Here is a 25695-nt window from a genome sequence, read left to right on the forward strand (position 1 = left end):
GGTCCCCGTGCGCGGCAACTCCCCCGAACAGGGAACCCGAGAGCACGCCCGGCGCGCGGGTCCCCCGTCGCACGCGGGGTCAGTCGTCCATGAGCCGCAGCAGTGGTCCCGTCATGGCGGTGGTTGCCAGCGCCATGACCACGAGCATGGCGAACAGCGCGGGCGACAGCAGGCCGGCCGCGAGTCCCGTGTTGAGGATGATGAGTTCGGTCAGGCCCCGGCAGTTCATCATCGCGCCGAGCTGCGCCGACTCCCGCCAGGAGAAGCGCAGCAGGCGGGCGGGCACCACCGTGCCGACGAACTTGGACGCCGCCGCCACGGCCAGAACGGCCAGGCAGATGAGCCAGCCGGTGACCCCGTGCACCGCGCCGAGGCGGGTGCTGAGGCCCACGGCCATGAAGAACGAGGGCAGCAGCATCCAGCTTGTCAGTCCCTCCACCCGCCAGGCGATCTGCTCCACCGCCTCCGTGCGCGGCATGGCGAGGCCGGCGGCCACGGCTCCGAACAGCGCGTGCACACCGATCTGTTCGGTGGCGAGCGCGCACAGCAGGACGGTCACCAGGACGATGGAGGCCGTGCGGGCCGCGGCCATCGGACCGTCGGGGCGCTGCGCGCCGAGCAGGCGCACGAGCAGCGGACGCAGCACGCACCACACGACGAGGCCGAACAGGACGACCCAGCCGACCGTGACGGCCGCGGCCGTCAGCGAACCACCGCTCGCGATCGCCAGGACAAGGGCCAGCAGGCACCAGGCCGTCACGTCGGCGACGCTCGCCGAGGCCATCGCAAGGGTGCCGAGCCGGGTGTTCAGCCTGCCCTCGTCGGCGAGCAGCCGGGCCAGCACGGGTACGGCCGTGATGCTCAGGCTCAGCCCCATGAAGAGCACGAACGGCACGGCGCCCACACCGTCGGGCCGGTAGGAGTCCGGCAGGGCCAGGGCGACGAGCACACCGGTCAGAAACGGGATGGCGATGCCGGAATGGCCGATAAGTGTCGATGCGGACAGACCGTCGCGGCGCAGCGCGGTCAGCGACAGTTCGCGTCCCACGGTGAACATGAAGAGGGTGACGCCGAGTTGGCCCAGCGTGTTGAGGAACGGGAACACCTCGGGAGGCAGCAGCCGGCGCTGGGCGTCCGGTAAGAGCGCGCCGAACACCGAGGGGCCGAGCAGCAGCGCGACGGCGATCTCCCCGACCACGCGCGGCTGTCCGATCCGCCGGGCCACGGCGCCGGCCCATGCGGCGCAGGCGGTCACCAGGGCGAGGGCGCCGAGAATCCGGTACAGGGGCACGGCGCCGGAGTCGGCGGGGGCGTGGCCGGCGGGGCCGGCGTAGCCGACCGAGGCGAGGATCAGCGCCGTCACGCCGACGGGTATCCCGACGAACACGCCGTACCCCAGGAGCATGCGGCGCGGTGCGAGGGTGGCCGGGGGTTCGGCGGGGTGGGACGTACTGGCCTTCACAGGCGGCTCCTTGTCGAGCACGGTGGCGGCTGGTCAGCGCGGGGATCTCTGCCCGCGTTCGCCGGGTTCGCGCCCCGCCGTATCCGCGTTCGAGGGTGCGAGGGCGAAGATCGGCCAAGGTCCGGGCGGTGGCGGGACGGGCGCAGGGGCGTGCCGGATCCGGGCGTAAAGAGAAGAGACAGGCGCAACCGGCACGTCGCATATGCGAGAGGAGTTCGTCATGTCCGCGAACCCGCACGGCATGTCAGCGCAGCCGCACGACGTGCGAGGCCCCCGTCCGGACGAGGGCGGTCCGCGGAGTACGGCGCCGGAGGCGTGGCGTCCGCTGCTCGCCGAGCCGTCCGTGGCAGGGCTGCTCGGGGACCGGCTGGTGGCCGGCGCCCTGCGCGAACTGCACCGGCTCGTGCCGCCGAGCACCGCCTTGCACTCGCTGCGTACGTTCCTGCTGGCGGACGCCTACGCGCAGAGCCGCGGGCTCCACTACGACCGGGCGGGGCTGTTCGTCGCCACGGCGTTCCACGACACCGGGCTGACCCGGGGTCGCGCGCCGGTGCGCGGTGGCTTCCCGGTCCGTTCGGCCGCGTTGCTCGACCGTTTCCTCGTCGGGCACGGCGTGGACGACGCGCGGCGCGCGGCGCTGACCCGGGCGGTCCGCGAGCACATGCGGCCCCGGCCGGCGCGGCACGCGGGGCCGGAGGCCCGGCTGCTGCACTTCGGGGCCTGGCTCGACGTGACCGGACGCGGTGGCCGTCGACTGCCGGGCGAGCGAGGGCGGTTGGCCGCGCTCGCGCCCACTCCCTGGTTCGCCCTGTCGTTCTCCGCCCGGGTGGCCGCCTGCGGGCTGCGCCGGGCACTGCCAGGTCCGGTTGCGGTCTGAGGGCCGCAAGGCTCCGGCCCGGCACAGCGCATTTCCCGTCGCGAAAGGACGAAGATGCAAGACGACCAGCGTGTTTTCGATGTCGCCATCGTCGGAGGCGGCATCGGAGGGACGATGCTGGCGGCGATCCTCGCCCGCCACGGCGTACGGGTGCTGCTTCTGGAGGGAAGCGGCCACCCCCGGTTCGCCATCGGAGAGTCCACCGTCCCCGAGACCACCTTCGGCCTGCGGGTCCTGGCCCGCCGCTACGACGTCCCGGAGATCGAGCACCTCGCGACCAACGGGGCACTGCGCCGCCATGTGTCGTCGAACTGCGGGGTCAAGCGCAACTTCAGCTTCGTCTACCACCGCGAATCGGAGCCCGCCCGCGCCGAGGAGTGCACCCAGTACCCCACCTGGGGGCCACCGCTGGGACCCGACTCGCACTATCTGCGGCAGGACGTCGACGCGTACATGTTCCACGTCGCGGTGTCGTACGGCGCGACCGCCCACACCCACACCGTCGTGGACGACGTGAAGTTCGACGAGGACGGGGTCACCCTGGTCACCCGGGAGAAGGGCACCTTCCAGGCGTCCTACGTCGTCGACGCCGGCGGTATGCGCGCGCTGCTGCCGGAGCGGCTGGGACTGCGGCAGGAGCCGCCGTACCGCACGCGCTCGCGCACCATCTTCACGCACATGGTGAACGTGCGCCCCTTCGACACCGTCGCGCCGCCGCGCGAACAGCACGGGATGCCCAGCCCGTTCAGCCAGGGCACGCTGCACCATCTCTTCCAGGGCGGCTGGTTCTGGGTCATCCCGTTCGACAACCACAGCGCCAGCACGAGCGAGTTGTGCAGCGTCGGCGTCAATCTCGACCTCGACCGGCACCCTCGTCCCGAGGGGGTGTCGGCGCAGGAGGAGTTCTGGCGGCATGTACGGCGGTTCCCCAGTGTGGCGCGGCAGTTCGAGGGGGCACGGGCGGTGCGGCCGTATGTGTCGACCGACCGGACGCAGTTCTCGTCGCGGACGGTGGTCGGCGACCGGTGGTGCCTGCTGCCGCACGCGAGCGATTTCATCGACCCGCTGTTCTCCAGCGGCCTGGCGGTCACGGTGATGGCGCTCAACGCGCTCAGCCACCGGATCATCGACGCGGTGCGAGCGGATGATTTCGACACCGCCCGGTTCGCGTATCTGGAGCAGTGGATCAAGCGGATGTTCCGCTTCTACGACGACCTGGTCTCGTGCAGTTATCTGTCGTTCGACGACTTCGAGTTGTGGAACGCGTGGAACCGGGTGTGGACCATCACGACGCTGTACGGGACGAACGCGCAGAACCAGGCCGCGGTGGCATTCGAGAAAACGGGTGATCCGGCGTCATTCGACGCGTTGGAGACGGCGCCTTATCGGGGCCTGCAGGGGGTCGACAATCCGTGGGTCGGGCAGCTCTTCGAGCAGGCCCGGGATGTCGTACTCGCCTACGGCAGCGGCGATCTGACGAAGGATCAGGCAGTGACACGCATCTTCGACCTGCTGCGGGAGAGCGGGCTGTGCCCCGCGGTGTGGGGCACGCTCGACCCCCAAGACCGCTGCCCGTCCGGCGTGTTCACCCTGTGGCCGCTGATGCGGATCCTGCTGTGGGGCAGGTTCCGCTCGCCCCGGCATGTCCGGGGGATGTACTTCACGGGGGGCGCGCGGCTCGTCGGCAAGGAGGCCGTACAGGCCCTCACCACCGACGTGCGGCGCGGCTCCTCCCTGGTGCAGCAGACCGTGCGGGACATGTGGGTCAACTGGAACCGCGACTGGACGCGCCGGGAGATTCCCTCCCGAAAATAAGACCGGGCGTGCGCCCGGAAAATCATTCCTGCGCATTCCGCAAGAAAGATTTACGGTTTGCCGCCCCGACACCTCGGGTAGGAAAAAATTGGGGCCCACAAATCTGAATTGGGCCACCATTCCCCCTGCTCGATCGAGAGACTACGGGCTGCACTCCATATGGCGCGAAATTCCACCTGCCCCTCGCCCGCCCAATGCTCCTGGGACGACATATCCCAGCACCGCGACCGGCTCATGCGGCTGGTCCGACGACGACTCCCGAGCCATCAGGACGCCGAGGACTGCGTGCAGGAGACGCTGACCCGGGCGGCCGCGCACTCCGCCCTGGACGGCAGCCGCCTGGGGCCCTTCCTCACCTCCGTGGCGCTGCGCCTGTGCACGGATTTCTACCGTGACCTGGAGCGACGTAGACGTCTGTTACAACGGACGGCCTTCTTGGACGACCCTGGGACGACCGAGGAGGACGTCTGCGACGAGGAGTTCGGCAAGTGGCTGCTCGACCAGGTCCAGCAGCTCAGGGGGCGTGAGCAGGAAGTCATAATCGCCCGGTCCAAGGGAATTTCCACGGCGGAATTCGCCCGAATGCACAACATCTCCCTCAAAGCAGCCGAGGCCGCTTTCACCAGAGGGCGGGCACGCCTCAGAACGGTCTGCGTGAAGGCCATGGAAGACGCCACGGGATAACCAACCGAAGGGAAACTCGCTCATGTCCAACAAGAACATGCAGGACATTCTCAAGGACCTCATGGGCAATATGGCCGACAGCGGAAAGGAGGCTTTCGACGACATTCTCAACCGGCCCGAGAAGTCGTCGTCCGCCACCGGTTCCGTCGAGGCCCTGGCCGGGCTCCCGGTGAACGTCCTGGCGGCCCTGGCCGGCGCCGCCAACCCGGCCGCACTGCTCGCGGGGGCCGCGAATCCGCTCGCGGGCAGCGCCGCCAATCCGCTGGCCGCGCTCGCCGGTGCCGCCGGCGCGGCGGGCGCCGCCAACCCGCTCGCCGCGCTCACCTCGGCGGCGGGGGGCGCGGGGGCCGCCGGTCCCCTCGCCGCGCTCACCTCACTCGCGGGTGCGGCCGGCGCGGCGAACCCCCTGGCCGCGGTCGGCGGTGCGGCGAACGCGCTCGGCGGGATCGGGCAACTGGCGGGCGGAGTCGGCCAGTTGGCGGGTGGCGTGGGACACGCCGCCGAGGGCGTGGGCGATCTGCTCTCGCTGCCGGCCCAGCTCGCCCAGCTCCTCGAACTGATCCCGAAGCTCATCCAGGCGCTTCAGGGCCAGGCCGGCAAGGCCGCCTAGGCCCGAGAGCGGCCCCCGTTCGCTCGAATCGCGGTGACCGGCTCGGCACGTACATCCGCTGGGCCGGTCACCGGACCGGTCCTCGCGACCCGCTCTATCTGAGGAGATCACGCACGATGGCGTCTGTCGTCGGGGATCGGCTGCGGCTGGTGGTCAAGGTGCTGGGGAACCTCGTCGCGGACGAGGTAGGGCAGGCCACGCGGCTGCGCAGACGTACGAGACAGGGGCAGGCGGGAGCGGCCGAGGCCGCCGCGGGCTCCGCCGGGGCCGACGAACGGCGGGCCAAGGCCGTGCGGCAGGCCCTGGAGAGTCTCGGCCCCTTCTATGTGAAGCTCGGTCAGATCCTGTCCACCCGGCCCGACATGGTGCCGCAGTCCATCCGCGACGAGCTCCAGAACCTGCACGACCAGGTGGACGTCCAGCCGTTCTCGGTGTTCGAACCCATGCTGGCCGGCGATCTGGGCCCGGACTGGAAGCTGCGGTTCGACGACATCGACACCGTCGCCCCGCTCGGTGCCGCCTCCCTCGCCCAGGTCTACCGGGTGACGCTGCCCGGCGGCCGCCCGGCCGTGGTCAAGATCCAGCGCCCCGGCATCCGTGAGGGCGTGCTCGCGGACATGGCGCTGATGCGCCGGGCCTCCCGGATCGTGGCCCGGGTCGCGCCCCGCTTCAACGAGGTCATCGACATCGAGGCGATGCTCGGCTCCGTCTTCGACGCGATGGAACCGGAGCTGGACTTCACCGGCGAGGCCCGCAACATGGACGAGGCCCGGCAGTACGTACGGTCCTTCCGCACGCTGGAGGTGCCCAGGGTGCTGCACGCGAGCCCCCGGGTGCTGGTCCAGTCGCTGGCCCCGGGTAAGTCGGTGCGGCACATCGACCGCGCCCACTTCAGCGACGACGAGCGCATCGAGATCGGCAAGGACCTGCTGCGCTTCATGTACCACGGGTACTTCGTGCACCGCGTCTTCCATGCCGACCCGCACGCGGGGAACGTCTTCGCCGTGCCCGGGGGACCCGCGACGCTCATCGACTGGGGCATGGTGGGCCGGCTGGACCGCCGTACGAGTCTGCAACTGCTGCCGCTGTTCATGACCTTGGCGCAGAACGACGGCGCCGGGCTCGCGCACCACTGGGCCGAGATGGGGCGGGTGACGTCGTGGTCCAACATGCCCGCGTTCGCCGCCGACATGGCGGCCTTCGTGCCCAAGGTCTCCCATCTTTCCCTGGAGGACCTGAACTTCGGGGTGTCCCTCACGACCGTGCTCGCGAAGGCGACCAAGCGGGGCATCGGCTCACCGCCGGCGGTCTCGCTGCTCGGCAAGTCCTTCGCCAACCTCGACGGCTCGGTGCGCTGCCTCGCCCCCGAGATCACGCTCCCGGAGGTGTTCCAGGGCGAGGTGACGAAGATCCTCTTCGCGCTGGGCCGTGAGTTCCTCGGGCGGCATCAGTTCGCCCGCAACTCCATGGAGCTGCTGCTCGCCGCCGTCACCAGCCCCGAGCAGATGCGCGGGGTGCTCGGTGACATCGCCAACCGCCAGTTCGCGTTGCAGGTCCACGAGCCGCGTACCACCGCCGCTATGGGCGGCCAACGCCCCGTGCGCCCCTCCGGCGGCCTCGTCGCCCTGGGCGCGCTGGCCTACCTGCTCGCCCGGCGCCGCACCCCCTGACGCGCCGGACCCGCCCGCCGTGCCCACCGACCATACGGAGGTTCTCCTTGCCCGAGACCGCACGCCCGCAGCCCGCGCCGGTGCCGGAGGGCACCCTTGCCGAGGGCATCTCACCGTCGTACGGCCTCCCGCGCGTCGCGCTGTGGACGGCCGCCGCGCACGCCGCCGAGTGCGGCCGGGACACGCCGTACGTGCTCGACCCCTGGGCCGCGGACTTCCTGCACGCGGCCCGGTTCGGCGGCGGGCCACCCGGGGACGGCCCGTTGCAACGCCTGCTGCCCGACTGGGCCGTGGTGCGCACCCGCTTCTTCGACGAGCACCTGGTGACCGCGTCCCGCTCGGGGTGCCGCCAGGTGGTGCTGCTCGGCGCCGGTCTCGACACCCGGGCCTTCCGGCTGCACTGGCCGGCCGGGGTGCACGTCTTCGAGGTCGAGGCCCCCGCCGTACTGGAGTTCAAGGACCGCGTGCTCAACGGGACCGGCCCCACCTGCGGACGGCGCAGCACGGTCGGCGTCGACCCGGCCGGGTCCTGGGCCGAGGACCTGCTCGCGGCGGGCTTCGATCCGCGCAGGCCCACGGCGTGGCTGGCCGAGACGCTGCTGTACCACCTCCGGCCGGACGCCGTGATGTCCGTCGTCGGCGCGATGACGGAACTCTCCGCGCCCGGCAGCACGTTCGGCGCCGAGTGCGTGAACGCAGAGGCGGCCTCCACCGCGTTCGTGGCGCCGTTCCTGGAGGCCCTGTCCACGACCGGTATCGCCTGGCACTGGCAGCTCGCCGACCCCGAGGGCTGGTGGGCGGAGCAGGGCTGGGAGGCCGGCGTCGCCGATCTCTTCACGCTGCCGTATGTGATCCAGCGGCTCTCCCCCTATCTGCCGCTGCTCACCGAGGCCGCCGCCAAGTGCGCGTTCCTGACGACGGGCACGCTGACGAAGTGACCGACGCGATGGAGGAGCCCCGGGCGATACGGCCCGGGGCTCCTGCGCTGCGGCTCCTGCCCGGCGGGCGCGTCAGGCCCGCTCCAGTTCCAGCAGCGCCGCCAGCCAGAGGTCCGGGAGTTCGTCGGCGGTGGCCAGCGTGGCGTCGTGCACGACCGTGAGGCAGGAGGTGTCGTGCTGGCTCGTCAGCGTGGTCAGGCAGCGGATCCCGGCCGCGACGCCCGCGAAGACCGCGGCGCTGCGGGACGCGGCCCCCTGGTGGACGAGGGCGGTTCCGAAGTTGACGCTGCTGGCCGGTGCTGCGACGACATCGCCGTTGACCATGCGTGTGCCGACGCGGGCGCCCAGGGCCCGGGGCGTGGCCGCCAGCAGCAGCCGGACGGCGTCGCGGCGCCGGCTCGCGCGCAAGCGGGCCGTGGCAGCGATCACGCGGGCGAGGGCCCGGTGCGCTGACGGCTCGTCACAGGGCAGCAGAAGCCGGGCGGTGACCATCCGGTTGCCGGGGGCGCACTCCTCGCCCGGCATCCGCACCGACATGGGGACCGCGACGGGCAGCGGCGGATGGGGCGTTCCGGTCGCCTTCATGTGCCAGGTGTGGACGGCGTGGGAGAGGGCGGCGAGGTAGACGTCGTTGACGGTGCCGCCGTGTGCGCGGCCGATGGCCCGCAGCCTGGCCAGCGGGGTGTGCGCCCGGCACAGCGTGGTGCGGTCGCTGCTCGTCCCGTCGAAGGCCGGTTTCGGGGTGGGCGCGCGGAAGCCGCCCACGGCGTCGCCCAGGGCGTCGGCCAGACCTGCGCCGGTCGGCCATGCGGGCCGATGGGCCGAAGGGCCGTCCTGGGGGTGGTCGTCGAGCAGGTCCCGGGCGGTGTGGGCCGCGCCGACGCCGTCCTGCACGGCGTGGTCGGAGCGGTAGCACAGGCTGTAGCCGCCGGTGGGGCCGTGGACCAGCCACACGTCCCACGGCGGCCGTGTGCCCGTGTTCATGGGCCGCGTCAGCATCAGCCGCGCGGCCTCCGCCTCGTCGGCGTCCTCGGGCAGCCACACCTCGTGCACATGCCGCTCCACGGCGATCCCGTCGACGCGCCGGAACACCGGACGCTCCCGTGCGATGCGGTAGCGCAACGACGGGATGCGGTGGGCGCGTTCGGCCACGCGCGCGCGTACGGCGTCCAGGGTCGGTGCCCGGCCGCCGAACGCGAACACGAAGGCGACCGGCAACGGTCTGCCGCGCATGGCCAGGTGGTAGGCGACGTCCGCGGTGCCCATCCGGAGCGTCGGCGGCAGGCAGCCATCGCCGGAGAGGGGGCGTCGGGTCATGGAACGACCTCCGTGTCGTTGGGACGTGTCGACGGGACGGGAGTCAGCAGGTGCGCCGCGTGGAGCGGCCGAGGGCGTCCAGGTAGGTCCGCAGCAGGGGGCGGGCGGGTCCGCGCACGGGCATGCGCGGGGCGGCGGACCGGTGCCAGGGCAGCGGGTCCCCGGGGCCCGGATCGCCCAGGAGGGCCCCTGCGACATGGGCTCCGTGGGCCACGGACATCGCCAGGCCGTGTCCGCAGCAGCCGCCGATGTACCAGACGCCGGGCAGGCCCTGGACGGGGCCGACCACCGGCAGCCCGTCGCCGGTCATGCCGACGCGGCCGGACCAGCGATGCGTGACCGGCAGGTGGGCCAGCTCGGGATGCAGGGACCGCACCCAGCGGCCCAGCCACGCCCAGGCCCGCTCCCGGGCGGCGCGCAGCCGGGGTCCGCCTAGTCCGCTGGGCAGGGTGACCGTGCCGCCGCCGGCCACCAGTCCGCCGTCGGGAAGCGGCCGGAAGTACGGGGCCATGGGCAGCGCGTCGACGACGGCGTACCCCTCGTACCCGCCCAGCTCCTCGTACATCGCGTCGCTCACGGGCGCGGTGGCGACGGCGTACACCTCCAGCGGCAGGATCGTGCCGACCGGTAACCCGAGGGACGGCGCCGCGGAGTTGACGGCCAGTACCGCCTGACCGGCGCGGAGCCGGCCGTGCGGGAAGACCAGCTCGCAGCCGCCCCGCTCCCCCGCGCGCACCGACAGCAGCGGGCTGCGTCCGTGGAAGCGCACGCCCTTGGCGGCGCAGGCGCGGGCGAGGGCACTGGTGAGGGAGGCCGGGTCGAGGGTGGCGGCGGTGCGGTGCAGCAGGCCCGCGGTGTACGGGACGCCCACGCGCGCGCATACCTGGGCGCCGGACAGCTCCGGGACATCCAGACCCAGGGCACGGTAGGCCCCGGCCTGCCGGCCGAGCGACGCCAGGCCGGCCGGTGCGCGGGTCGCCATGATCTGCGCGCCGGGCCGCAGCCCGCACGGCACGTCGAGCCGTCCGCACAGGTCGAGGACGTCCTGCACGGCCCGTACGCTCGCCAGGTGCATCCGGCGCGCGGCCCAGGGCCCGTGACGGCGTACGGCACGGTCGATCGCGGGCCCGGCGCGCGGCCCCAGCAGACCCGTGCCCCGGCCGCTGGCACCGGCCGCGGGGCCCTCGGCGTCGATCACCGCGATGTCGCGTCCGGGGGCGCGTTCGGCGAGGTGGTAGGCGCATGCCAGGCCCGCCAGACCGGCGCCGACCACCGCAACGTCCGCGGTGACGGTGCCGTGCAGCGGGGGTTGTGCGGGCAGGTCCGGCAGCTCCCAGGCCGGGGTTCCGCAGCCGGACGGCGTCATCCGGTGCCCTCCGGCACGAGGTCGCACAGCGAGCGGAACCGACGGTCGTGCCACAGCAGCGGGCGCCCGCCGCCCACGTGCACGGCGGCGACCTGCCCGACGACCAGGTGGTGGTCGCCGTACCGGCGTACGTCCGCCACCAGGCACACCGACCAGGCCAGCGCGCCCGCGATCACCGGGACGCCGAGGACCTGCCGGGTCCGCGTGCCCGCGAACCGTTCGGCGGCGGACGTCGTCGGGCTCGCGAACCGGCCTGCCAGGTCGTGCTGTTCCTCGCGCAGCAGGTGCACCGCGAACGCGCCGTGGGCCCGGACCGCGTCGAGGGTGCGGGAGCCGTCGCGCAGACACGCCAGGAGCAGCGGTGGCCGGGCCGAGAGCGAGGTCACGGCGGAGACCGTCATCCCGAGCGGCCCACTCTCGCCGCGAGACGTCACGACGCTGACGCCGGCGGCCAGTTTGGCGTAGAGGCCGAGGCAGCGGGCGGCGCCGGGGCCGGGGTCGTCGTGCAGGGGGTCGTAGTACGTGGAGGAGTCAGCCGTGAGCGGTGGCGGCGCACTCATCGATCACCTCCGCGCCCACCAGGCCCGCCAGGATACGGGCGATGTTGGTCCGCAGGGTGGACTCGGCGACCGGGTCGAGGATCTCCGCGAGGGTCGGGATGCCGAGGTCGAAGGAGGCGGAGAACACGACGAGCGTGCCGCCGTCGCGCGGCTCGCAGCGCCAACTCCCCTCGAAGGTCTGGAAGTCGCCGCTGAGCTGCTCGAAGGTGAGCGTGAGCGTGTCCGGTGCGAACGTGTCGCGTTCCCGCCAGCGCATCAGTCCGCCGCGGAAGGAGACGGTCCAGTCCGACACCACCGACCCGTCCGGGTGCGCGTCGACGCGGACCTCGCGCACGGTGTCGGTGAGTTCGGGGTAGCGGCGGAAGTCGGTGATGCGGTGGTAGACGGCGGCCGGTTCCGAGCCGTCGGCGATCGCGTGCAGGACCACTTGACGCATGGGGGGTTCGGTTCCTCTCCGGGACTGGGCTTCTCTGATCAACCGGCCATACGGGCAGCCGTGGTGTGCAGGGCCTCGGCGAGCGTCGTGAAGAACAGATCGAGCGCGTCGTCCTCCACCACGGCGGGCGGGGTCAGGCGCAGCACGCGGGTGGAGTTGAGGGAGTGGTTGACGAGGACGCCGCGCGTGATGAGTTCCAGCAGGAGTTCGCCGACCGCCCGCTCCTCGGTGAACTCGATGCCGATCAGCAGCCCGCGTCCGCGCACGTCCCGGACGAGGATCTCGCGGTACGGCGCACAGGTGTCCCGTACACCGGCGAGGATGCGCGCGCCGAGGCTCGCCGCGCGGGCCACGGTGTCCTCGCGCTCCATGGTCTCGACGGCGGCGAGGGCGGCGGCGCAGGCGATCGGGGAGGCGCCGAAGGTGGAGGTGTGCAGATAGGGATCGCGGCTGAAGGGGGCGTACGCCTCGGCGGTGGCGACCATCGCGGCGACCGGTACGACACCGCCGCTGAGCCCCTTGCCGGCCAGCAGCATGTCCGGGCGGACGCCCTCCGCGTCCACGCCCCACCAGGTGCCAAGCCGGCCCATCCCGGTCTGGATCTCGTCCACCACGAGCAGCGCCCCGAACTCCTGGCACAGGGCGGCGACTTCGGTGAGGTAGCCGGGTTCCGGGATGTGCACGCCGCCCTCGCCCTGCACCGGTTCGACGATGACGCACGCCCGGTCCCGGCGGGCGGCCAGCGCCTGCTTGAGGTCGCCGGCGTCCCCGTAGCCGACCTGGGTGGTGTCGGGCAGCAACGGCCGGAAGGGCGTCTGGTAGGTGGCGTTGGCGGTGACGCTGAGGGCGCCGAGCGTCTTGCCGTGGAAGCCCTTGCGGGTGGTGACGATGGCGTTGCGGCCGTGCGCGCGGGCCAGTTTGAGGGCGGCTTCCGTGGCCTCGGCACCGGAGTTGACGAAGTGGACGTAGTCCAGGCCGGGCGGGGTACGGGCGGCCAGCGCCTGGGCGGCGCGCGCGGCGACCGGTTCCAGGAAGACCCGGCTGGCCAGCGGGTGTGCGTCGATCTGCCGGTGCACGGCCGCAACGACGGCCGGGTGCCGGTGACCGAGGAGGAAGACGCCGTAGCCACCGAAGTCGAGGAGCCTGCAGCCGTCGTCGGTATGGATCCAGGGACCCTCGGAACGCACCTCGGCCATACCACCGAGCACCCGGCCCATGACGGCGCGGCCGGAGCCGATGTGGCGCAGGTAGAGGTCGAGGAGGTCGGTGGGGTCGGTGGGGTCGGTGGCCTGGGCCGGTACAGCCGCCGTCGCCGCCTCCTCGACCCGTGCGGCCGCGGTCGCCGGCGCGGCCTCCTGCGCCCGTGCGGCCGTCGTCGGCGTCGCCGCTTCCTGCGCCCGTACGGCCGTCGTGTCCGGTGAGCGTGTCATGAGGCCACCTCGGTCGGGGTCGCGGCGGTGCGGGCGGTGCGGTGGCGGGTGAGGAGGGCGGGGCGGTCGTCGGCCCAGCTCTCCAGGTTGCGTACGAGCGCCGCGCGGATGTCGGCGTGGCTGAGACGGGTGCCGCAGTGCGGCCCGCCGAGCGAGGTGTCGAAGGGGAGCTCGCGCTGGAACACCAGCAGGAGCTCCGCGTAGTGCTGGAACCTGCGGCGCGTGGCCTCGGGCAGGGCGGTGCCCTCCAGCATGGGCAGCAGCAGCCGGTGCACCGCTTCGACGGGGATGAGCCGGGGCCGCTGCGGCGCGGGCAGGCCGCGGCGGACGGCGAACTCCGCGCAGGCGTCGGCGATCTCCCTGATCCGGGGTGCCTCCTTGCCGGCGGTGAGCCAGAACTCGCCGCTGCCCACCCCGCCGCGGACGAGGTCGCCGATCGCCCGGGTGACGTAGTCCTGCGGGACCATGTCGACGCGGGCCTCGGGCGCGCCGGGCAGCACCGGCACCTGCCCGAGGACCATGGAGCCGAGGGTCTTGGTCAGGCCCTGCTGGCCGGCGATCCGACCGGTGCGGGAGTCGCCCATGACGACGGACGGGCGCACGATGGCGCCGGGCAGGCGGGCTTCGCGGACCATTTGTTCGGCCCTGGTCTTGGAGGCGAGATAGGCGGCGGCCCCCGGGAACCGCCGCGCGTCCTCCTCGCTCGGGGCGCTGGCCACGAACGCGGTGCTCACCAGGTACAGGGGCGCGTCGGCGCGGGCGGCCAGGTCGAGCGCGACCTCGGTGCCGTGGATGTTGGTCCGCTCGATGTCGGCCGGCCGCATGCGCCAGTTGGTCTCGGCGGCGGAGTGCAGGACGACATCGACGTCGAGGGCGAGTTCGTGCCAGGCGAGCGGGGTCAGGCCGAAGCGCGGGGCGAGGAGGTCGCCGCGCAGCTCACGCACCCGCGGGTCGCCCAAGGGGCGCTTGCGGACCAGGCAGAGCAGGTCGTGGTCGGCGGCCAGCTCGTCGATGAGGGCCCGTCCGAGGACGCCGCTGCCTCCGGTGAGCAGCAGGGTGGGGCGGTCGCGTGCGCTGGTCCTGGGTGCGGGCAGGGCGGTGGGACGCGGGAGGTGTCGCGGCATGGGTGGGCTCCCCCAACAGGTCTCGGCCGGCACAGGGCGATGGGTGGCGGCGCCGGTCAGGCGACGGCGAGCGGCCGGTCGGCCAGATAGGCGGCGAATGGGCCGGTCATCCTGGCCCGGGACGGTGGGTGCAGGGAGAGTCCGTTGGCGCAGGCGGCGAGGTGGCCGACCTCGTCGGACGTCATGAAGCTGAGCCCGCCGAGCAGTTCGACCGCGCGTGGGGCGACGCGGGAGATGACGTCCTGGACGCCGTAGCGGACGTACAGCGCCTGGGCGAGCGCGGATTCGCCGAGGTCGCCGGCGTCGACTCGACGGGCGAGTCCCTCGGCGGCGGCTGCCGCCGCCTCGGTCTCCACGAAGAGCCGTACCCGTTCGTGCTCGGGGATCCGGTCGTTCAGCAGCACCCGTTCGACCAGGGCGGAGGCCGCGCCGAGATAGCTGCCCGTCATCAGGAGCTGGAACCAGATCAGCCCGGCCGTCTGGAGCTCGTCGATCCCCCCGTCGGCGGTGGCCGCGGTCCGCAGCAGCAACTCCGGCGGTACGACGACGTCGTTGAGCGTCACCTGCTCGCTCTCGGCGCCGGCCAGGAAGGCGCTGGACCAGAAGGCGCTGACGCTGACGCCCTCGCTCTCGGCGGGCACCAGGGCCACCGCGAGTTCGTCCCCCTGTCCGTCCTCGCGCGGCACCAGGACACTGGCGGTGAGCACGTCCATGGAGCGGGCCAGGCTGCAGGGCCGTTTGACGCCGCTGATCCGTACGCCGTCCTCGGTGACCTTGGCGGTCATCGTCGGATCCAGGATGCCGGCGCCGCGGCGTCCTTCGGCGAAACCGGAGGCGATGATGCGGTTGTCGGCCGCCACTCCTTCGATCAGCAGCCACTCCAGTCCCTGTCCCTCGCCCCGGTCGCCCAGACCGACGAGCGTGGCCATCGAGAAGTGGTGCATCGTGGTCGCCACGGCCAGCGAAGGCGAGCGGCTGCCGATGGCCCGCTGCACGCCCAGCGCGTCCAACGCCGTGGCCCCCCGGCCCTGATGGCTCTCCGGGACCAGCAGCCCCGGCCCGCCGCTGTCCCGGAAGAACCGGATGCCGGGGCTGTCCGGCCGCTCCAGCTCCATGAGCGGTGTCTCGCGCAGGGCAGGGTCCAGGTCGGGCAGCAGCTTGGCCAGGATGGTGCGTTCACGCTCGAGGAATCTCATGCGGATGTGGTCCTCCTGGGTGGGGGTGGTCTCGAGCTTGCGCCGGGACGGGCGGGCTCCTGACGGGTGGGTCGCACGGCTCCGTCCGCTGGGCGGTACGCCGTACGACCGCGCGCCCGCCGGGCCGGACGGCGTCAGACGGCGTTGGTGGCGCGCAGCAGTTGCCACACGGCGGGCAGGCGCGGCTTGCCCAGGAAGGCGATGTACTCCGGGAGGACCGCGTGCGGGGCCCACTTCTCCTTGTATTCGAGCTGGGAGAGGGCGGGGTAGACCGCCTTGCCGCGCTCGGCGAGCAGCCGGGCGAACCGGGCGAACATCCGGCTGTGACCGGGCACTTCGTGCTCCAGATCCAGCCCGGTGAACGGGGTGAAGCCGAAGTGCAGCCAGGCGGCCCCGTCGGCGACGAGGTGTTCCATGACGGTGGCGTTGAGCGCCTCCATCACACCGGGCGGCGCGTCGGGCCTGCGCCGGCTGAGGTCGTGCAGCCAGCCGGGGCGGCTGCCGTAGACGGGTGAGTAGTTGATGTAGCCGACCGCTTCGCCGTCGACGCGGCCGACGAAGAGCCGGCGGTGGCGTTGCAGCGGCCCGGTCCGCTGGCCGACGAGGAACTGCAGCTCCTTGACGTGCCGGCCCTTCTCCCGCAGCCAGGGTTCGTCCACCCGGTCCAGTTCCGTGCAGTCGTCGCCGGGCTGGACCTCGGCCACTTCGAGACCCGCGCGCCTGGCCCGCGAGATCTTGTTCCGCAGCCGTACGAACCGGGAGCCGCGCAGGGTGAACCGGTCCAGGTCGACCGCGTACGACGCCCCGATCTGGTTCACCGTGAAGCCGTGTCCCGCGTACAACTCGGCGTCCTCGCGCTGGAGTTGCACGGCGACCAGCCGGCGTCCGGCGTGGGTCACGAAGGATTCCAGTAGCCGCGCCCGGTGTTCCGGGGCGGTGAAGGGGCCGCCGAATTGCAGGACATGGCGTCCGGAGCGGCGATAGGCGCACACGCCGTCGATCGACCCGTCGCGGAAATACTCGTTGCCGCTGTTCAGGGCGAGAAAGGAACTGGGGTTGTCGCTGTGTTCGGTGAGGGTGTCAAGCACGGACGGCATGCGCGCCCTCCTCCTGGCGCCTGGCCTCTTCGGCGACGGCGGTCCGGTACCGCTGCTCGAAGAGGCGATAGGCGGGATGGGTTTCCGGTTCGAATGCGACGCCGAAGGGTTTGAACGAGTTCCCGAACAGGGCTCGGTCGCCGAGGAGATGGACGGGCAGGGCGATAAGGGCCCATTCCGGTCCGGCGAACAAGGCCCACGCCCCGGCGATGACACCTGCCGTGACCAGGCTGTGCATCACGTTGTAGGCCACGTAGTAGCCACGTGCGATCCGCTTGTCCGGGCTGCGCCGATAGGCGATCGCGCCGGGAATGTAGCCGATGACGTCGATCACCGCGAAGAGCGCCGCGAACACGCCCCAGCGGATCTCCGAATGGTGCCGGAAGGCGAGCACGAGGGAAATGACCAGAAGGGCCATCCATTCCATTCTGGAGAATGCGAAGGTGGTCTTCGTCTCGAATCGGTTCTTGGCGTCCACGGGGCTCCAGGAATGCGCGTGCGATACGAGGGCCGGGCCGATCCGGCTCCTTCCCTGCGGGCTTTCATACCTGTTTACGCGCTGGCAGAGGCAACCCCTCGTATCGCGGGGGCGAGGGGCGCGTACGGCATCCCAGGGCTACTCCGGCGCCGACCAGCGCGCTGCCGACCGCCTGCGGAACGCCGTAGGAGCCGGTGCCGACGAGCGGAGCGGTGCAGGCGGCGGCCACGGGGATGAGTCCGGAGAACAGCGTGGCCCGTTCGGCGCCGATGCGCTGCATGCCCATGTACCAGCACACGAAGCCGATGACGGTGACGACGGCCGCCTGCCACAGCAGGGCCGCGGTCTCGGTGGCGTCAGGCCGGCGCAGCCAGCCGGCGCCGTCGAGCGCGACCCCGGCCACCGCGGACTCGGCGGCCGCGACGCCGCACACGGTGGCGGACAGCAGCCGCGGGCCGAGCGGCCGCAGCACGGGCACGGCGAGCACCGCGAACCCCACCTCGCCGGCCAGCGCGCACGCCGAGAAGGCGATGCCGGTGCCGTCCGTGCGCCCCCAGCCCTGGACGGCGCAGGCACCGGCGACGACGAGCGACGCGCCGCTCAGAACGACGCGTTGGGGCCTGCGCCCCTCCAGCAGGGGCACCAGCACGGCCACGACGACGGGTGCGCAGCCGACGAAGACGCCGGGCACGGCCGGCTCGGCGGTGCGTTCGGCGGCGATGACGGCGAGGTTGAAGCCGACCATGCCGAGGGCCGCGAGGAGCGCGAGGCGGGCCCACTGCCGGGGCGTGAGCGCGCGGAGCCGGTCCCCGGCGCCCGGCCCGACGATCGGCAGGAGCAGCAGGCACGCGAGCCCGTAGCGCAGGAACTGGCCGCCCGCGTACGGGTAGTCGCCGAGCAGGCTGTTGGCGGTGAAGGACCCTCCGACGAGGACACAGGCGAGCGCGGCGAGAAGGGCTCCGCGCGTGGTGGTGGCGTTCATGGCTGCGACGCTAGGAAGCGCGGCGGTCCGCATTAAGGTCCAGTTTCATGACGGCATCGGAGACCAATCCGGACCTGGACGCCGGGTCCCCCGCCTGGGAGCTGCTGCTGCCGGCGGCCTCGGCGCCCGCACGCGCGCGTGGGCGTTCGCTCCAGGCGGCACTGCGCGAGGCGGTGCGCTCGGGGCAACTGGTGCCGGGCACGCGGCTGCCGTCGACCCGGGATCTGGCCGCCGATCTCCGGGTGTCGCGCGGGCTGATCACCGAGGCGTACGAGCAGTTGACGGCGGAGGGCTATCTGCGCAGCGGCCGGGGTGCCGGGACGTGGGTGGGCGACGCGGTCCGGGCCGCCCGGCCACGCGCGCGTGACCTCGCGCCGCGTTCCACCGGCGCCCGGGCCGACTTCGTCCCCGGGACGCCGGACGTGTCGCTGTTCCCGCGGGCCGCGTGGGCCGCGGCGCAGCGCGGGGTGCTGGCCGAGCTGCCGCACCACGAGCTCGGCTATCCCGACCCGCGCGGGCTGCCCCGGCTGCGCACGGCGCTCGCGGAGCTGCTGGCGCGCCGCCGGGGCGTGGTCGCGGACCCCGAGCGCCTCGTGATCGTCTCCGGGGTGTCGCAGGCGACGGCGGTGCTCGGCTTCGTGCTGCACGCGCGCGGGATGCGCGAGGTGGGCGTGGAGAACCCCGGAAGCCCGCAGCACGACGCCCTCTACGCCGCGGCGGGCGTCGCCACGGTGCCGGTGCCCATGGACGACGAGGGGCTCGCCATCGGCCCGCTGCGGGAGTCGGGCGTACGGTCGGTCGTCACGACGCCGGCCCACCAGTTCCCCACCGGCATCGCCTATTCCGCGCGCCGTCGGGCCGAACTCCTGGACTGGGCGCGGTCCGTCGACGGGTTCGTCCTGGAGGACGACTACGACGGCGACTTCCGCTACGACCGTGCTCCCGTGGGCGCCCTCCAGGGGCTCGACCCGGAGCGCGTCGCGTACGCGGGGTCGGTCAGCAAGTCCCTCGCGCCGGGGCTGCGGCTCGGCTGGCTGCTCGTACCGGAGGCGCTCGCCGAGGACGTCGTCGAGCGCAAGCGGACCATGGACCTCGGTCATCCCACCCTGGACCAGGCGCTGTTCGCCCGGTTCGTGGAGCGCGGCGACTACGACCGCCAGTTGCGCCGCTGCCAGCGCGCGTACCGGGAGCGCCGCGACACCCTCGTCGCCGCACTGGAGGATCACTTCCCGGGCGCGGAGGTCACCGGCATCGCCGCGGGGCTGCACGTCATCGCCGCGCTGCCGGAGCGTTACGGCCCCGAGGAGCGGTTCCTCACGCGGGTCGCGGCGGCCGGTGTGGCGGTGCGGCCCCTGACGGACTACGCACACGCGCGTGCCGCGAAGGAGGGCGAGTACGGGGACGGGAGCGGTGACGGCGGGCGGCGGGGTGTGCGGCTGGTGCTGGGATACGCCCATCTGTCGCCCGCGCGGATCCGGGACGGCGTACGGCTGATGGCCCGGGCGGTCGCCGCGGGGCGGGACTGACGCTGCCGCGCGCTCGCCGAGGCTAAGGGCTGGTGATCGCGGCGCCACGTCGGCGCGTCTGCGGCATGACGTGCCGGTTCCTTTGCACAGGCGATCAGTTGTTCACTTGTGGTTTCCGTGTGCGCTGCGGCGCACCAGTAGTTGTGGCTCTGCACACTGGCCGGATCCCGCCCCTGGAGGCCCCCTATGTCACACCGTCCGTTCGGCCGCCGCAGCGTCCTGCGCGGCTCGCTCGCCGCGTCGGCGGCCCTGACCCTGCCCACGGCGCTCGGCTCGGCCCCGGCGTTCGCCCTCTCCGGCCGTCCCAAGGCCGCCTGGGGCGTGCAGACGGGCGACGTGACCTGCGACTCGGGTCTGGTGTGGGTGCGCTCCGACCGTCCGGCCCGGATGATCGTCGAGACGTCCGCGACCGAGTCGTTCCGCAACCCGCGCAGATGGCACGGTCCGCTGCTCGGCGCCGACACCGACTTCACCGGCACGACCCGGCTGCGCGGCCTGCCGTCCGGCGAGCAGATCCACTACCGCGTACGGCTCGCCGACCCGGACGACCCGCGCCGCACCGGCGAGCCCGTCACCGGTACGTTCCGCACCGCGTCCGCGCGGCGGCGCGACGGCGTCAAGTTCGTCTGGTCGGGCGACCTGGCCGGGCAGGGCTGGGGCATCAACCCGGACTTCGGCGGCTACACCATCTACAACGCGATGGGCGCGCTGGACCCGGACTTCTTCCTGTGCAGCGGCGACAACATCTACGCCGACGGGCCGATCACGTCGTCCGTCGCGCTGCCCGACGGCAGCACCTGGCGGAACATCACCACCGAGGAGAAGTCCAAGGTCGCCGAGACCCTGGCCGAGTTCCGCGGCAACTTCCGGTACAACCTGCTCGACGACAACCTCAAGCGGTTCAACGCCCAGGTCCCCTCGATCATCCAGTGGGACGACCACGAGGTGACAAACAACTGGTACCCCGGCGAGATCCTCGGCGACTCCCGCTACACGGAGAAGAGCGTCGACGTCCTCGCCTCGCGCGCACGGCAGGCGTTCTCGGAGTACTTCCCCATCTCGACCCTGCGCCGCCCCGACGGCCGCGTGTACCGGACGATCCACCACGGGCCGCTGCTGGACGTGTTCGTGCTGGACATGCGCACCTACCGCAACGCCAACTCCACGGACGACCAGACCACCGACGCGCAGGGCATCCTCGGCGCCGAGCAGTTGAGGTGGCTCAAGGGTGAGCTGTCCCGCTCGCGGGCGGTGTGGAAGGTGATCGCCTCGGACATGCCGCTGGGCCTGGTCGTGCCGGACACCGGCGACGGCAAGCCGAACATCGAGGCCGTCGCGCAGGGCGACCCGGGCAACCCGCTCGGCCGTGAGCTCCAGATCGCCGAGCTGCTGCGGTTCATCAAGCACCGGCGGATCACCGGCACGGTGTGGCTGACGGCCGACGTCCACCACACGTCCGCCCAGCACTACCAGCCGTCGCGGGCGGCCTTCACGGACTTCGAGCCGTTCTGGGAGTTCGTGTCGGGCCCGCTCAACGCGGGTGCCTTCCCGGCCAGCGCCCTCGACAACACCTTCGGCCCGGAGCGGGTGTTCGTGAAGGCGCCGACCACCGCGAACGTCTCCCCCGCCGGCGGCTACCAGTTCTTCGGCGAGGTCGACATCGACGGACACAGCGGTGAGCTGACGGTGCGGCTGCGCGAGCAGGACGGCACGGTGCTGTTCACCCAGGTGCTCCAGCCGGGACGCGTCGGCCAGTAGGTCCCGTACGCTTCAGACAGTGCCGCGCACCTGAGTCATCCCCTGGTGCGCGGCACTCGTGCGTCGGGGACCGGGGTACGCCAATCAGCCCTTCCCGCAAGGCGTTTTCGCAGGTCAGAGTCGATTGTCAGTGGTCGCCTCTACGGTTTTTCCATGACGCGATCTTTGCAGGCCGTGGCTTATCGGCGACCGTCCGTGCTGGAGTCCGCAGCGGGCGGACAGTTGCTCGGGCTGGAGACTTCCCGGGGTGCGACACCCACGGGAGTGACGGACCATCCGCAGTTCTTCGCGGGCTTCCTGACGTCCCCTCAGGTGGCCTCGGCGGCACTGCTCGCGGTGGCCGACGTGGCGGCGGCCCGGTACTACCAGCAGCAGTTGCGGGCCTCCCTCGACCCGGTGGTGACGGGCAACGGCGACCGGCTGCGCTTCGAGTCGTTCTCCGGCTGCTGCGGGGTGTACGCCCGCCTGGACGTGCTGGAGCCGGGCCTGGACGGCGGCGAGGTGGGGCACGGCACGACGAACGTCGACGTCAACAACCCGCTGCGGGAGGCCCTTTCCAGGATCGGCTCGGACGATCCGCTGCATCTGCGGGTCGGCCCCGAGGAGCTGGCGTTGACCACGCTGGACGGGCCGGTCGTGGAGAAGAAGGTGCCGCTGCCGGACCGCTGGCTGCGGGGCTTCGCAGAGGCACAGGTGACAGCGGCCGGCTTCGATCTGCGGGCCGAGCTGCCATCGGCCGATGCGGTGCGGTTCCTGCGGGCGTTGCCGCGCGGCGGGGCGCGCGCCGCCTCGGCCGGCCCGCGGTGGGTGGTGCCGTCGGGGAACACGCTGCGGCCGACGACGCGGGCGGTGCCCGGCGCGGTGTGCCTGCCGGGTCCGGAGCGGCTGGTCGCGCTCCAGCGGGTGCTGCGGCATGCCACGGCCCTGCGGGTGTACGGCCCCGCGGTCACCGGCGGCGCGGCGGCCACGGCGAGTGCCTGGGAGGTGGTCCTGCCCGGAATGCGGCTGACGCTGACGCTGTCTCCCGACGCCTCACGCGGCTTCTCCGGCGAGGGCGGCGTCCTCGACGCGCTCGCCACCGACGAGGCCGCCGAGGACGCGGAACTGATCTCGGTGCTGCTCGCGTGGGAGCCCCGCGTCGACGTCGCCGACCTGGCGTCGGGCTCGGGTCTCACGCCCGAGCGGGTCCGGGCGGCCCTGACCCGCCTCGGCACGTCGGGCCGGGTCGGGTACGACACGGCGGAGGCGGCCTACTTCCACCGGGAGCTGCCGTACGACGCCGAGCGGGTGGAGCGCCACAACCCCCGGTTGCGCTCGGCGCAGGCGCTGGTGGCGGCGGGCGCGGTCGCGCTGGACGGCGCACTGGGCACGGTGACGGCCGAGGACGGACATGTGCACCGAGTGCGCGACGAGGCCGGGGTGCTCAGTTGCAGTTGCCTGTGGTGGGCGAAGTACCGGGGCGGGCGCGGGCCGTGCAAGCACGCGCTGGCGGTACGGATGGTGCGGCGGGGCGTCGCCGCGGCGGAGCGGGACATGGCACGAGTCGAGGTGGACGCGCGATGACTTCACTGATGGACGCGGTACGAGCGGGGCGGACGGCCGAGGTGGTGAGCCTCCTGGACGGGATGACGGACGCCGAACGGCGGGCGTTCTTCCCCGAGTTGAGGGCGCTGCGCAAGGAGCTGAGGGCGGATCAGTGGACCTCCGAGGCCCACCGCGCCTACCCCGCCCTGCACGCGGCGGGGGCCGCCTGCCAGACCGGTGCCGCCGGTGTGGCGAGCTGGCTCGCGGCCGCCGACATGCGCTGGTGGCCTGCGTCGCCGGGCGTGCTGATCGACGTCCTGGGCGACCGGGCGCCGGCCTGGCTCGGCGACGTGGCGCACCGGATCGCCGAGCGGCCGCCGACCGCGCGAGTGCCGTACGAGCTGATGGCGGGCCTGGTCCGGCTCTCCGGCTGCCAGGTTCCGACGACGGAGGCCTACGTCCACGGCTGGGTGGAGCACATCGGCCATGTCTGGCAGCTCGGCGACACGGTCCTGGCCCGGCTGCGCAAGGACCCGCACCTCGCCCGGCTCACGGCGGCGCTCTTCGAGACGAACGACATCGGCAGCCGTCTGGCATGGACCGCCGGCGAGGGTCCGAACAGTTGGAACGAGGCGATCGCCCAGCTCACCGCCGACGGTGTGCTGGACCGGAAGGCGACGGTGGACGCGTGTCTGGCGCGGCTGCTGCGGGGTGGCCGGGCCGCCGACCACCGGGTGTTCCTGCGCATGCTCCAGGCGCTCGACCTGACCGTTCAGGAGCGGCGCGAGCACATCGCCGACTGGCTGGCGCTGGCAGCGGACGCCGCGTCCGTCGTGGCGGCGCACGCGCAGTCGGTGCTCGCGTCGCTTGCCCTGGACGGTGAGGTGACGGTGCGTCAGCTCGTCGAGATGTCGGGCGCGGTCCTGTTCCGCACCGAGAAGAAGCTCGTGCGCGCCCAGCTCGTGCTGCTCGGCAAGGTGATCACCCGCGATCCGTCCACCGCCGGGGAGCTGCTGCCCGCCGTCGCCCAAGCCTTCGGGCACGAGGACGCGGAGGTGCAGGAGCGGGCGCTGAAGCTGGTGGAGCGGCATGCCGGGAGGGCGGGCACCGTCGAGGTGCGGGAGGAACTCGCCATCGCCGCCGACCAGTTGATCCCGACGCTGCGCAAGCGGGCGGCCCAGACCCTGGGCGCCTCGCCCGTGCCGTCGCAGCCGGTGACGTACGAGGAGGTGCTGCCGCCCGCGCCGGAGCCGGTGCGGCTGGCGCCCGCGCCCGCATCGGCGGCGGAACTCGCCGAAGAGGTGGGGGCGCTGCTGGTCTCCGGCGGCGACGTCGCGGAGTTCGAGCGGGCGCTGGACGGGCTCGTGCGTCATGCCTACGGCGACCAGGACGCTCTGCTGGAGGCGCTGCAGCCCGTCATCGCGCAACGCTGGTGGGCGCAGCAGGAGCCGCAGTACGCGTCGACCGCGGACGACTACTTCACCCGCTACCACGGCCTGATCAGCCCGGCCCACGGTCTTGAGCTCCTGCTGGCGGCGCTGCGGGGGAAGTTGCTCACCGACACGCTCCGCCGTGCCCTCCAGCGCGGGCCCGTCGCCGGCGAGTGCGGCCACAGCCCGCTCACCCGGGCCTTCGAGACCCGCCTGTGGGAGGTGGCGTACCGGATCCGCACCGAGCCCCTGCCGTTCCTGCTATCCACACCCACCTGGGGAACGGGACTGCTGGAGCCGGACGAACTTCTCGCACGTCTCGCCGAGTACCGGCGCCTCGGGGCGCGGGTGTCGGCGGCCGACTTCGCGCAGGCGCTGCTGCGGGTCCGCCGCGTGCAGGGTGCGCCGGCCGAGGCTGCCGCGGAGCGTGCGGCGGCGCTCGGCACGGCGGAGGGGACGCGCCTCGCCGAGTGGCTGCGCGCCGGCGGTTGCGCGGCGCCGGCGTTGCGGCGGCGGGCTTCAGGGGACCGCATACTCGTCGAGTCCGGGGAGATCGCCGAGCTCCAGGCGGACCTCCCGCCCGGCCTGCGCTCGTTGGGCCAGGCCGTGAGCGTCTTCGGGGACCGCCGGCGGTGCTACCACTGGAGCGAGGGCATGCGGCCGCACTGGCTGGCCCTGCTGCCGGAACAGCGCGAACTGGTGGCGGTCAGAATGGTGGGCGATCTCTCGACGGTCGCCGTCGACGACTCACGAGGAGAAGCGGCGATACTTCCCCAACTGGCCGAATCGGGCGGCGAGGCGGGCGAGGCGGTGCACCTGTGCGTGGCGTACGGGCTCGGCGCTCGGCATCCGGAGGACCGGCTCGCCGCCGTGGACGCGCTGTTGGTGCTGGCGGCGCGGGGGCAGCTCGACGCCGACCGACTGGGCGCTGATCTGGGGCAGTTGGTGCGACGCGGCGCGGTGAAGCCGTCACGGCTGGTGGAGTCGGTGCGGACGGCGGCGGCCACGGGGGCGAACGCCACCGTGTGGTCGCTGCTCCGGCACACGCTGCCCATCCTGCTCGCGGACCTCGCGACCGGTGAGACGGCCGCTCCGGCGCGCGGGCTCGCGGATCTCCTGGCCGTCGCCGCGGAATGCGCGGAGCGAACGGGGGCACGCGAGGAGCTGCCGCATCTGGCGGGGACGGCGGGGCGCCGTGGCTCGTCACGGCTGGTGGCGCAGGCACGGCGGCTGCACAGCGCGCTGGCGGAGGACCTGGCGGCCTGACGGCGGGGCGGGCGGCCCGACGGTGGAGCGGGCCGCCGTAGAAGTCGTCGCATCCCACACAGTTGAATATGCCATAAAACCGGCATAGCGGAGCTTTACCGCCCGGTCACAATGCGTTCGTGATCACGCAACACCGTTCCTTCACAGTG

Annotated in this window: 21 protein-coding genes; 10 read left to right on the forward strand and 11 right to left on the reverse strand. The window is 72.8% G+C overall.

The window, feature by feature from the left end:
* Positions 1–79: 79 nt before the first annotated feature.
* Positions 80–1462, reverse strand: a complete 1383-nt coding sequence (locus ACZ69Q_RS14235; RefSeq protein ID WP_471041321.1) for a cation:proton antiporter domain-containing protein — start codon at positions 1460–1462, stop codon at positions 80–82.
* Positions 1463–1682: 220 nt separating this feature from the next.
* Here ACZ69Q_RS14235 and ACZ69Q_RS14240 point away from each other — a divergent pair, with 220 nt between their 5' ends.
* From ACZ69Q_RS14240 to ACZ69Q_RS14265, 6 genes are all read left to right on the forward strand, one after another.
* Positions 1683–2339: a hypothetical protein gene (locus ACZ69Q_RS14240; RefSeq protein WP_471041323.1), complete on the forward strand. Its 657-nt coding sequence runs from the start codon at positions 1683–1685 to the stop codon at positions 2337–2339.
* A 54-nt stretch (positions 2340–2393) separates the two neighbouring features.
* Positions 2394–4154 (forward strand): NAD(P)/FAD-dependent oxidoreductase, encoded by a 1761-nt coding sequence (locus ACZ69Q_RS14245; protein WP_471041325.1) that lies wholly within the window; start codon positions 2394–2396, stop codon positions 4152–4154.
* A gap of 159 nt (positions 4155–4313) precedes the next feature.
* On the forward strand, positions 4314–4838 hold the full coding sequence (locus ACZ69Q_RS14250; RefSeq protein WP_471041326.1) for an RNA polymerase sigma factor: 525 nt from the start codon (positions 4314–4316) through the stop codon (positions 4836–4838).
* Between the two features lie 22 nt (positions 4839–4860).
* Positions 4861–5448: a hypothetical protein gene (locus ACZ69Q_RS14255; RefSeq protein WP_471041328.1), complete on the forward strand. Its 588-nt coding sequence runs from the start codon at positions 4861–4863 to the stop codon at positions 5446–5448.
* A 116-nt stretch (positions 5449–5564) separates the two neighbouring features.
* Positions 5565–7118, forward strand: coding sequence for an ABC1 kinase family protein (locus tag ACZ69Q_RS14260; RefSeq protein WP_471041329.1), 1554 nt, complete (start codon positions 5565–5567; stop codon positions 7116–7118).
* Between the two features lie 47 nt (positions 7119–7165).
* The gene (locus ACZ69Q_RS14265) at positions 7166–8056 is read left to right on the forward strand and encodes an SAM-dependent methyltransferase (RefSeq protein ID WP_471041331.1); all 891 of its coding nucleotides are present in this window, start codon (positions 7166–7168) and stop codon (positions 8054–8056) included.
* 72 nt (positions 8057–8128) lie between these two features.
* On the opposite strand, the gene ACZ69Q_RS14270 is transcribed toward ACZ69Q_RS14265, so the two are convergent.
* The 10 genes from ACZ69Q_RS14270 to ACZ69Q_RS14315 form a co-directional block, all read right to left on the reverse strand.
* Positions 8129–9373, reverse strand: coding sequence for a wax ester/triacylglycerol synthase domain-containing protein (locus ACZ69Q_RS14270; protein WP_471041333.1), 1245 nt, complete (start codon positions 9371–9373; stop codon positions 8129–8131).
* Positions 9374–9416: 43 nt separating this feature from the next.
* Positions 9417–10739, reverse strand: coding sequence for an NAD(P)/FAD-dependent oxidoreductase (locus tag ACZ69Q_RS14275; protein WP_471041335.1), 1323 nt, complete (start codon positions 10737–10739; stop codon positions 9417–9419).
* Positions 10736–11299, reverse strand: coding sequence for a flavin reductase family protein (locus ACZ69Q_RS14280; protein WP_471041336.1), 564 nt, complete (start codon positions 11297–11299; stop codon positions 10736–10738). Before ACZ69Q_RS14280 ends, ACZ69Q_RS14275 begins: the two co-directional genes overlap by 4 nt.
* Positions 11271–11735 (reverse strand): type II toxin-antitoxin system RatA family toxin, encoded by a 465-nt coding sequence (locus tag ACZ69Q_RS14285; protein WP_471041338.1) that lies wholly within the window; start codon positions 11733–11735, stop codon positions 11271–11273. The genes ACZ69Q_RS14280 and ACZ69Q_RS14285 overlap by 29 nt, the downstream gene beginning before the upstream one ends.
* A gap of 38 nt (positions 11736–11773) precedes the next feature.
* Positions 11774–13165 carry an aspartate aminotransferase family protein gene (locus ACZ69Q_RS14290; RefSeq protein WP_471041339.1) on the reverse strand — a complete coding sequence of 464 codons (1392 nt, stop codon included), beginning with the start codon at positions 13163–13165 and terminating at the stop codon, positions 11774–11776.
* Positions 13162–14289, reverse strand: coding sequence for an SDR family oxidoreductase (locus tag ACZ69Q_RS14295; RefSeq protein WP_471041341.1), 1128 nt, complete (start codon positions 14287–14289; stop codon positions 13162–13164). The genes ACZ69Q_RS14290 and ACZ69Q_RS14295 overlap by 4 nt, the downstream gene beginning before the upstream one ends.
* A gap of 56 nt (positions 14290–14345) precedes the next feature.
* The gene (locus tag ACZ69Q_RS14300; protein ID WP_471041343.1) at positions 14346–15485 is read right to left on the reverse strand and encodes an acyl-CoA dehydrogenase; all 1140 of its coding nucleotides are present in this window, start codon (positions 15483–15485) and stop codon (positions 14346–14348) included.
* Positions 15486–15619: 134 nt separating this feature from the next.
* Positions 15620–16582: a bifunctional lysylphosphatidylglycerol flippase/synthetase MprF gene (locus ACZ69Q_RS14305; protein ID WP_471041345.1), complete on the reverse strand. Its 963-nt coding sequence runs from the start codon at positions 16580–16582 to the stop codon at positions 15620–15622.
* The gene (locus ACZ69Q_RS14310) at positions 16566–17060 is read right to left on the reverse strand and encodes a hypothetical protein (RefSeq protein ID WP_471041347.1); all 495 of its coding nucleotides are present in this window, start codon (positions 17058–17060) and stop codon (positions 16566–16568) included. The genes ACZ69Q_RS14305 and ACZ69Q_RS14310 overlap by 17 nt, the downstream gene beginning before the upstream one ends.
* A 64-nt stretch (positions 17061–17124) precedes the next feature.
* Positions 17125–18042 carry a DMT family transporter gene (locus ACZ69Q_RS14315; RefSeq protein ID WP_471041348.1) on the reverse strand — a complete coding sequence of 306 codons (918 nt, stop codon included), beginning with the start codon at positions 18040–18042 and terminating at the stop codon, positions 17125–17127.
* Between the two features lie 47 nt (positions 18043–18089).
* Between ACZ69Q_RS14315 and pdxR the strand changes: the two genes are divergently transcribed.
* The 4 genes from pdxR to ACZ69Q_RS14335 all read left to right on the forward strand — a co-directional run bounded on the left by pdxR (position 18090) and on the right by ACZ69Q_RS14335 (position 25546).
* A complete protein-coding gene (pdxR, locus tag ACZ69Q_RS14320; RefSeq protein ID WP_471041350.1) occupies positions 18090–19568 on the forward strand; it encodes a MocR-like pyridoxine biosynthesis transcription factor PdxR in 1479 nt (492 codons plus the stop codon).
* Between the two features lie 186 nt (positions 19569–19754).
* Entirely contained in the window at positions 19755–21326 is a 1572-nt protein-coding gene (locus ACZ69Q_RS14325) for an alkaline phosphatase D family protein (protein WP_471041351.1), read from the forward strand.
* A gap of 153 nt (positions 21327–21479) precedes the next feature.
* Positions 21480–22889 carry an SWIM zinc finger family protein gene (locus ACZ69Q_RS14330; protein WP_471041353.1) on the forward strand — a complete coding sequence of 470 codons (1410 nt, stop codon included), beginning with the start codon at positions 21480–21482 and terminating at the stop codon, positions 22887–22889.
* Positions 22886–25546 (forward strand): DUF7824 domain-containing protein, encoded by a 2661-nt coding sequence (locus ACZ69Q_RS14335; protein WP_471041355.1) that lies wholly within the window; start codon positions 22886–22888, stop codon positions 25544–25546. Before ACZ69Q_RS14330 ends, ACZ69Q_RS14335 begins: the two co-directional genes overlap by 4 nt.
* The last annotated feature ends 149 nt before the right edge of the window (positions 25547–25695 follow it).

Source organism: Streptomyces sp. NPDC036764, from assembly GCF_055609385.1.

Bases quoted from the DNA above. Each gene is read 5' to 3' on its own strand.
- ACZ69Q_RS14245 (WP_471041325.1), top strand. From the start codon at position 2,394: ATGCAAGACGACCAGCGTGTTTTCGATGTCGCCATCGTCGGAGGCGGC.
- ACZ69Q_RS14325 (WP_471041351.1), top strand. From the start codon at position 19,755: ATGTCACACCGTCCGTTCGGCCGCCGCAGCGTCCTGCGCGGCTCGCTC.
- ACZ69Q_RS14315 (WP_471041348.1), bottom strand. From the start codon at position 18,042: ATGAACGCCACCACCACGCGCGGAGCCCTTCTCGCCGCGCTCGCCTGT.
- ACZ69Q_RS14285 (WP_471041338.1), bottom strand. From the start codon at position 11,735: ATGCGTCAAGTGGTCCTGCACGCGATCGCCGACGGCTCGGAACCGGCC.
- ACZ69Q_RS14330 (WP_471041353.1), top strand. From the start codon at position 21,480: ATGACGCGATCTTTGCAGGCCGTGGCTTATCGGCGACCGTCCGTGCTG.
- ACZ69Q_RS14335 (WP_471041355.1), top strand. From the start codon at position 22,886: ATGACTTCACTGATGGACGCGGTACGAGCGGGGCGGACGGCCGAGGTG.
- ACZ69Q_RS14270 (WP_471041333.1), bottom strand. From the start codon at position 9,373: ATGACCCGACGCCCCCTCTCCGGCGATGGCTGCCTGCCGCCGACGCTC.
- ACZ69Q_RS14300 (WP_471041343.1), bottom strand. From the start codon at position 15,485: ATGAGATTCCTCGAGCGTGAACGCACCATCCTGGCCAAGCTGCTGCCC.
- ACZ69Q_RS14255 (WP_471041328.1), top strand. From the start codon at position 4,861: ATGTCCAACAAGAACATGCAGGACATTCTCAAGGACCTCATGGGCAAT.
- ACZ69Q_RS14250 (WP_471041326.1), top strand. From the start codon at position 4,314: ATGGCGCGAAATTCCACCTGCCCCTCGCCCGCCCAATGCTCCTGGGAC.
- ACZ69Q_RS14290 (WP_471041339.1), bottom strand. From the start codon at position 13,165: ATGACACGCTCACCGGACACGACGGCCGTACGGGCGCAGGAAGCGGCG.
- ACZ69Q_RS14280 (WP_471041336.1), bottom strand. From the start codon at position 11,299: ATGAGTGCGCCGCCACCGCTCACGGCTGACTCCTCCACGTACTACGAC.
- ACZ69Q_RS14295 (WP_471041341.1), bottom strand. From the start codon at position 14,289: ATGCCGCGACACCTCCCGCGTCCCACCGCCCTGCCCGCACCCAGGACC.
- ACZ69Q_RS14260 (WP_471041329.1), top strand. From the start codon at position 5,565: ATGGCGTCTGTCGTCGGGGATCGGCTGCGGCTGGTGGTCAAGGTGCTG.
- pdxR (WP_471041350.1), top strand. From the start codon at position 18,090: ATGACGGCATCGGAGACCAATCCGGACCTGGACGCCGGGTCCCCCGCC.
- ACZ69Q_RS14240 (WP_471041323.1), top strand. From the start codon at position 1,683: ATGTCCGCGAACCCGCACGGCATGTCAGCGCAGCCGCACGACGTGCGA.
- ACZ69Q_RS14275 (WP_471041335.1), bottom strand. From the start codon at position 10,739: ATGACGCCGTCCGGCTGCGGAACCCCGGCCTGGGAGCTGCCGGACCTG.
- ACZ69Q_RS14305 (WP_471041345.1), bottom strand. From the start codon at position 16,582: ATGCCGTCCGTGCTTGACACCCTCACCGAACACAGCGACAACCCCAGT.